Source organism: Salinivibrio sp. IB574 (genome assembly GCF_001996205.1).
GTDB lineage: Bacteria > Pseudomonadota > Gammaproteobacteria > Enterobacterales > Vibrionaceae > Salinivibrio > Salinivibrio proteolyticus.
On sequence record NZ_MUFN01000058.1, the window covers coordinates 1 to 6,157 of the forward strand.

Below are 6,157 nucleotides of genomic sequence, written 5' to 3' on the forward strand. Positions count from 1 at the left end.
CATCAATACCGGTGACTGCTGATTGGCAAGAAAGCTGTGCCAATAGGTGCCGGGCATGCCATAAAACAGGCCAAAAATGCCGGTACGGGTGGCGTTCCCCGTCGCAAGATGATGTGAATAGGTACGACCATTTTTTGCCAAAGCCCAAAGATTGGGCGTGTTGTCAGCATTGAAGGTATCCGCGCGCCATGAGTCAACCACCAAAAACATGATGTTCACCGGCTGCTCAACCTCGGTCGTGCTCAGCGGCGAAAGGGGATAGTTCAGGTCGGCTTCGCGATCTACATCCATGGCTTTTTGGCGCGCTAGAGCTTGTTCATCAATCCAGCCGTTTTTGCGCATCATGCTGTTGGCGGTGGCTGGATAGAAAAGTGGCAAATAACGTTTCACCGTTGTCACGGGTTGGTACGCGTAGGCCGCGGCCCAAATATGAATCCCGTGGGTGGCGAGCAAGGTCAGAAACGTGAGCAGCGCAAATTTTTTGCCGACTTTGTGCTGGGAAGAAAACCGTGTCCGTGACAACGCAGCCAGAAGTGCCCATTGTGCCGCGAGGCAGGCAACCACGCCACCTGTCACCATCAGCCAAGTGATCAACGGGAAGCTGACAATTTGCCCGGCGAGGATCAAATCCAGCACCATGGCATTGATATGGAATCGGTACTGAGCAAACACGATGGTATCGATGAAAAGCGTGATCACACCCACCGAGGCAATCAAGGCGAGCAACGGTTGGCGCACCTTGGTTGGCAGCAATAGCAGCGGGAGTGTTACTAAGCCAACAATGGCGGCAAGTAAGGCCATCTGGCTAAAGGTACTGACCACGATAAAGGTGATGCCAAGTGGCTCAGTGGGAAAGCTAGGTAGAAACGCAAAGTAGCGGCTGGCTATTGCCATTAACACCAGGGCGTTAATGGCGATGAACCAGCTGTGTGTTTGAAGTCGCGATTTAAAAGACATGATTTCTCATCACAGTTAAGTTAATCAATCGGCAACATAATGGACGCGTTGCCGGGTTGTATGGCGACATGTGTCATTGAATAAGTGGGGCGCCAAAGTGATGCCATAATGTGGTAAGCCAGACCACACCCGCTAAAAGCAAACTGACAAACACCGCCGCAGAGCCGATATCCTTTGCTCTGCCACTGAGCTCATGACGCTCTTCACCCACTCTGTCGACCACGGCTTCAATGGCGGAGTTAAGCAGTTCGACAATAATCACTAACACAATAACGCCGAACATCATCAAAGATTCCATCACCGGCAATTGTAGCCAGAGTAATGCGGCTAACGCCGTTGCCAATAATACAACTTCTTGACGGATCGCGGCTTCATGGTGATATGCCGCTTTTAATCCAGCCCAAGAATAGCCAGTGGCTTTAATGATACGTATCAGCCCTCGTGGCTTTTTTGAGGGGGATGTATTAGCGCCCATAAATACATTCTCGTAACAATTTGATCGATAGGCTGGCATTTTACATTTTACCGAGCCAACTGCATAATCGGCGCGATAACTTAATTGGAATTTGTTATGCCTCTGTTTACCCACGCCCCACGCTCCCTGTGTTTTTTACGCCTATCTGCGATTGGCGATGTTTGTCATGCGGTCGCGGCGATTCAAGCCGTGCAGCGCCATTGGCCTCAGACGCAGATCACTTGGGTGGTTGGTAAAGTTGAAGCACAGCTTTTAGCTGGGCTTGATGGGGTGGAGCTGGTGGTGTTTGATAAAAAAGCGGGCTTAGCAGGCATGCGTCACGTCTGGCGGCAGCTGAAAGGGCGCCGGTTTGATGCGTTAGTGCATATGCAGCTTGCTTTGCGCGCGAGCTTATTGACTGTGGGGATCGGTGCGCGCCATCGCGTGGGATTTCACCGCCACCGAGCGAAAGAGGGACAGTGGCTGTTTACCAATAAACGGATCCCTGATACCCAATCTTGCCATGTGTTAGATAGCTTTTTCGCCTTCACTCAATATTTGGGCGTGCCGGTTACGCTGCCGCAGTGGCAACTACCACTTTCTGAAGACGATCATGCCTTTGCCAAAGCGCAACTGGGTGACAAGCCCACTGTCGTGATCAGTCCTGCCGCGAGTAAAGATGAGCGTAACTGGCTGCCAGAGCGCTACGCCCAATTTGCCGACTACGCGGTCCATAAAGGTTATCAGGTGGTACTCTGTGGTTCACCGGCAGCGCGTGAAAAAACGCTGGCCGCCCGCATTATTGGCGCTGCTAACGCGCCACTGGTTAATTTAGTGGGACAAACCAGCCTTAAGCAATTAGCTGCGGTGCTCGCACGCGCCGATGCGGTGCTGGCCCCCGATTCCGGCCCCGCGCACATGGCAACCACGCAAGGCACGCCCGTTTTAGGTCTTTACGGGCATAGTAATCCGAAGCGGACCGGCCCTTATAACAACCTCGCGGATGTGGTCAGTGTTTATGAAACCTTTGCTGAACAGCAACATGGCAAGCCCGTTGAGCAATTGGCATGGAGCACGCGGGTGAAAGGCGATCATGTGATGGCTGCCATTGATACACAGCAGGTGATCGACGCGTTTGAAAATATGATGGCGAAACAATATCACTGAGGTTAGCGCGTAGGTTGATGATAAGGCGCCACCTACGCGCTTCTGTTTTACCTATTTGTCGTAGTGGGACGTATCAACGCATGTTTTTCACTGTTGGCGTTGACCCTAAATCTTAGAAAGTTATGTTGAAGCTTTTGATAGTTTCTACCCCAGTTTGGCTCTGAATTTGTGACAGCTTCGCGTTCGTTAGTTAGTAATGAACGCCAAGGATAGAGCTTTTTAGGCGATGAGAGACGATATACCCCCTGCGAGTTGATAACTACAGAGTTATTGTAGCCATAATTAGAGACAGGCTGTTTTTGCAGCAAGTTTTCTCCGCCTAAACTCGAGTACGGCGAGTTTGATAAGCTAAAGTGATAGAGCGTAGGGAAAATATCGCGGTGTGAGCCGATACGCGTTGGATCGTAATAATAAGGTGTTTGAGTTAGAATTGGTTTTGGTACTTTAAGAAAAAATGGGACAGCATGATTGAGTGCGATTTCATTCTGCGCACCTTTTGATAAAAACCGTAAATGATGATCCCCTGTTGCAGCAATAATAGTGCGCTCAGAAAGTGCTGAGTCATCAATGGCCTCTATGAAACCGCCTAAAGCATCGCTAGCATATTGGTAGGCTTTTAACATAGTACTTACTTCAACTGTTTCACCATGGACTCGACTTTTTAATCGTGGGCTTGCAGCGACTGGTTTCGCTTGATAGTTATCTGGTACATAAAAAGGAGAGTGGTTAGTCACCGTCATTATATAGATAAAGGTTGGTTTGGATGCTTTTTCAAGAATTTCTTGAGCCAACTTGAAAGTATATTCATCTGCGACCCCCCATGTTCCGGCACTTTTTTTCGCTTCGGGGAATGTGTCGATGATTGTATTTTCGTCATAAACGTGGTCAAAGCCTTGCAACGGAAGGTAACGTGATAGATTTCTCCACATTGCATTGCCACCATAGATAAAAATGGTTTGGTATCCTGCACGATTATAAGGTTCTACGGCACTATCTGACAGAGACTTAGCACTATAAGTTGAATGGCTAATTGTGGGGACATCACTGTGAAAGAGCATCATGACGATGCTATCAATGGTGGCAGAAGTACCAGCTAAGAAACGCGTAAAAACAAACTCTTTATGGAAGTAAGGGCGTAGTCTTCCCAACAAGTCATTAGTCTCTTTATCATCCTCAACCAACATATTCATCCCCATTCCCTCCATCAAAGTTATAACGACATGAGGCGGGTTATTTTTTAAATAGTCGTTATTTAATGTTTTTTCAAAGGGAGTGGGTTTGCCAAGCACAGCAAACATTTGTTCTCTTAATTCTTTTTCTTCTATCGAGGAGAGGATCTCTTGTTTTTGATAATCACTGTGTGCCCAATCAAGGGCCATAAAAGCATTGGGCACTGTTGCATTCAGTAATGGCAGCTCGGATACACTAGCATGATAGCGCTTAAGTGGTAGTGATCCTATCGAACCGCGAGCGACGATAAAATAAGCAACAACAAACGCTGCTATCGCCATGCAATACATGATATGTGTTCTTATTGACTGTGATTGGTAATGTTCATTTGAGTTGTATTTTACACAAAAAGTATGCCCGAGAAAAAATGCGATAATAATTGTGGCCATAACGCCTGAGAATAATGGGTAGCTTTGCCAAAGCGTATCCATGATTGCTTGACTATCATCGTCAAACAAACCAAATAGGAATACATCAAGATGATTACCGTATGCTAAAAAGTAGTAAACATTTATCGCAGAGGCTAAAATCATTAAGGCATAGATGACAGTGGCATACCAGCTCGAGATATTTGTTATTTTTTGGAAAAGACGTGCTGAGGTGAGGCTTAATAAGCCAGCGAGTATCAATGGAGAAAAGCCTATAGCCACTACTTTTGCATCAAACCTGAAACCAACCCATAGTGCCCTAAGTAAATCTTGAACGCGTGTGTCCAGTTCGATGTCAGTATTCACAAACCACAATAATGCCAGCCGCCCAAGAGTGAGAATGGCAAGCCCTGGCAATATATAGCGAAGACTCATTATAAATAAAAAACGAAAGCGATATTGATACATACCTTGTACTTATAATTTATGATTTTTGCGCACTATAACACTGTTTAGCCCGCTGTCATGATTGGGTTACGTAAGAAGCCTTTAAGCTGTGGGGTAGATAACAAAAAAGGCCCCGCGGGGCCTTTGTGGTAGCGATACGAGTACTAGCTGGCGAGTTGGCGCAGCACGTAGTGGAGAATGCCACCATGGCGGTAGTAATCCCACTCAACTGCAGTGTCGATGCGAATGTTGACGTCAAACTCGATGGTTTTATCATCCCGAACTGCACACACCTTGAGGTTCGAGGGCTCGCCGTTGATCTCCTCAAAGTCGAACACTTCTGTGCCATCCAATCCAAGTGATTCAACGGAATCACCCTCTTTAAATTGCAGTGGCAACACGCCGAAGCCCACTAAGTTAGAGCGGTGAATACGCTCGAAGCTTTCAGCAATGACGGCTTTGATACCCAGCAAGTTGGTACCCTTGGCGGCCCAGTCACGGCTTGACCCTGTCCCATACTCTTTACCCGCAAGTACAACTAATGGCGTGCCGTCTGCTTGGTACCGTTGCGCAGCATCGTAAATACTCATTTGTTCATTGGTGGGCAAATAGGTAGTCATACCGCCCTCGGTGCCCGGCGCCATTTGGTTTTTCAAGCGCACGTTGGCAAAGGTGCCACGTACCATCACCTCGTGGTTGCCTCGGCGTGAGCCGTAGCTGTTGAAATCTTTTGGCTCAACGCCTTTAGATTTCAAATACTCGCCCGCAGGGCTATCTGGTTTTATCGCCCCCGCAGGTGAAATATGGTCGGTCGTGATCGAATCACCGACTTTCACCACACAGCGCGCGCCTTTGATTGGTTTCATCTCAGGCAGTGCCATGGTCATACCGTCAAAGTACGTTGGCTTTTTAACGTAGGTGGAGTCAGGCCACGAGTAAATCTCATCTTCAGGCACTGGCAGCTGACGCCATGCGTCTGTGCCGGCAAACACATCGGCGTACTTGTCTTGGTATAGCCCGTCAGTCATCGCTGACTGAATAGTTTGCGCGACTTCTTGTGGTGTTGGCCAAATGTCTCTGAGATAAACAGGCTTGCCGTTTTCATCCTGTCCTAATGGCTCTTTAAGGACATCGACATTCATATTACCCGCCAATGCGTAGGCCACGACAAGTGGTGGCGAGGCTAAATAGTTGGCTTTTACATCTTGGTGAATACGGCCTTCAAAATTACGGTTGCCGGACAGCACGCTAGTCACCAATAAGTCGCCAGCGCGAATGGCTTCAGTGATAGGCTCTGGTAGAGGCCCGGAGTTACCAATACAGGTAGTACAGCCAAAGCCGACGATGTTAAAGCCAAGCTCAGCCAGAGGTTCGAGTAAACCTACATTCTCTAAATAGGCAGGGACAACCTGTGATCCGGGAGCAAGCGAGGTTTTCACCCACGGTTTTGTTTTTAAGCCAAGCTCGCGTGCTTTCTTGGCGACTAGCCCCGCAGCCACAAGCACGGCAGGGTTCGAGGTGTTGGTGCAGGAAG

The 6,157-nt window shown here is 48.3% G+C and carries 5 protein-coding genes; 1 reads left to right on the plus strand and 4 read right to left on the minus strand.

Annotation, left to right across the window (positions count from 1 at the left end):
- Both BZJ17_RS16775 and BZJ17_RS16780 read right to left on the minus strand, forming a co-directional pair.
- Positions 1–957 (minus strand): DUF3413 domain-containing protein (locus BZJ17_RS16775; RefSeq protein ID WP_131826824.1); only part of this gene is annotated, 957 nt, incomplete at its 3' end.
- 73 nt (positions 958–1,030) lie between these two features.
- Positions 1,031–1,432 carry a diacylglycerol kinase gene (locus tag BZJ17_RS16780; protein ID WP_077641495.1) on the minus strand — a complete coding sequence of 134 codons (402 nt, stop codon included), beginning with the start codon at positions 1,430–1,432 and terminating at the stop codon, positions 1,031–1,033.
- 96 nt (positions 1,433–1,528) lie between these two features.
- On the opposite strand from BZJ17_RS16780, the gene BZJ17_RS16785 reads away from it, so the two are divergent.
- Positions 1,529–2,578, plus strand: coding sequence for a glycosyltransferase family 9 protein (locus tag BZJ17_RS16785; RefSeq protein ID WP_077641496.1), 1,050 nt, complete (start codon positions 1,529–1,531; stop codon positions 2,576–2,578).
- Between the two features lie 47 nt (positions 2,579–2,625).
- On the opposite strand, the gene BZJ17_RS16790 is transcribed toward BZJ17_RS16785, so the two are convergent.
- Positions 2,626–4,644 (minus strand): alkaline phosphatase family protein, encoded by a 2,019-nt coding sequence (locus tag BZJ17_RS16790; protein ID WP_077641497.1) that lies wholly within the window; start codon positions 4,642–4,644, stop codon positions 2,626–2,628.
- 143 nt (positions 4,645–4,787) lie between these two features.
- The coding region (gene acnA, locus BZJ17_RS16795; RefSeq protein ID WP_131826825.1) for an aconitate hydratase AcnA at positions 4,788–6,157 on the minus strand (1,370 nt) is incomplete at its 5' end.

What these genes read in the sequence shown, in the direction of transcription:
- BZJ17_RS16790 (WP_077641497.1), bottom strand. Translation starts at nt 4,644, where the DNA reads ATGTATCAATATCGCTTTCGTTTTTTATTTATAATGAGTCTTCGCTAT.
- BZJ17_RS16785 (WP_077641496.1), top strand. Translation starts at nt 1,529, where the DNA reads ATGCCTCTGTTTACCCACGCCCCACGCTCCCTGTGTTTTTTACGCCTA.
- BZJ17_RS16780 (WP_077641495.1), bottom strand. Translation starts at nt 1,432, where the DNA reads ATGGGCGCTAATACATCCCCCTCAAAAAAGCCACGAGGGCTGATACGT.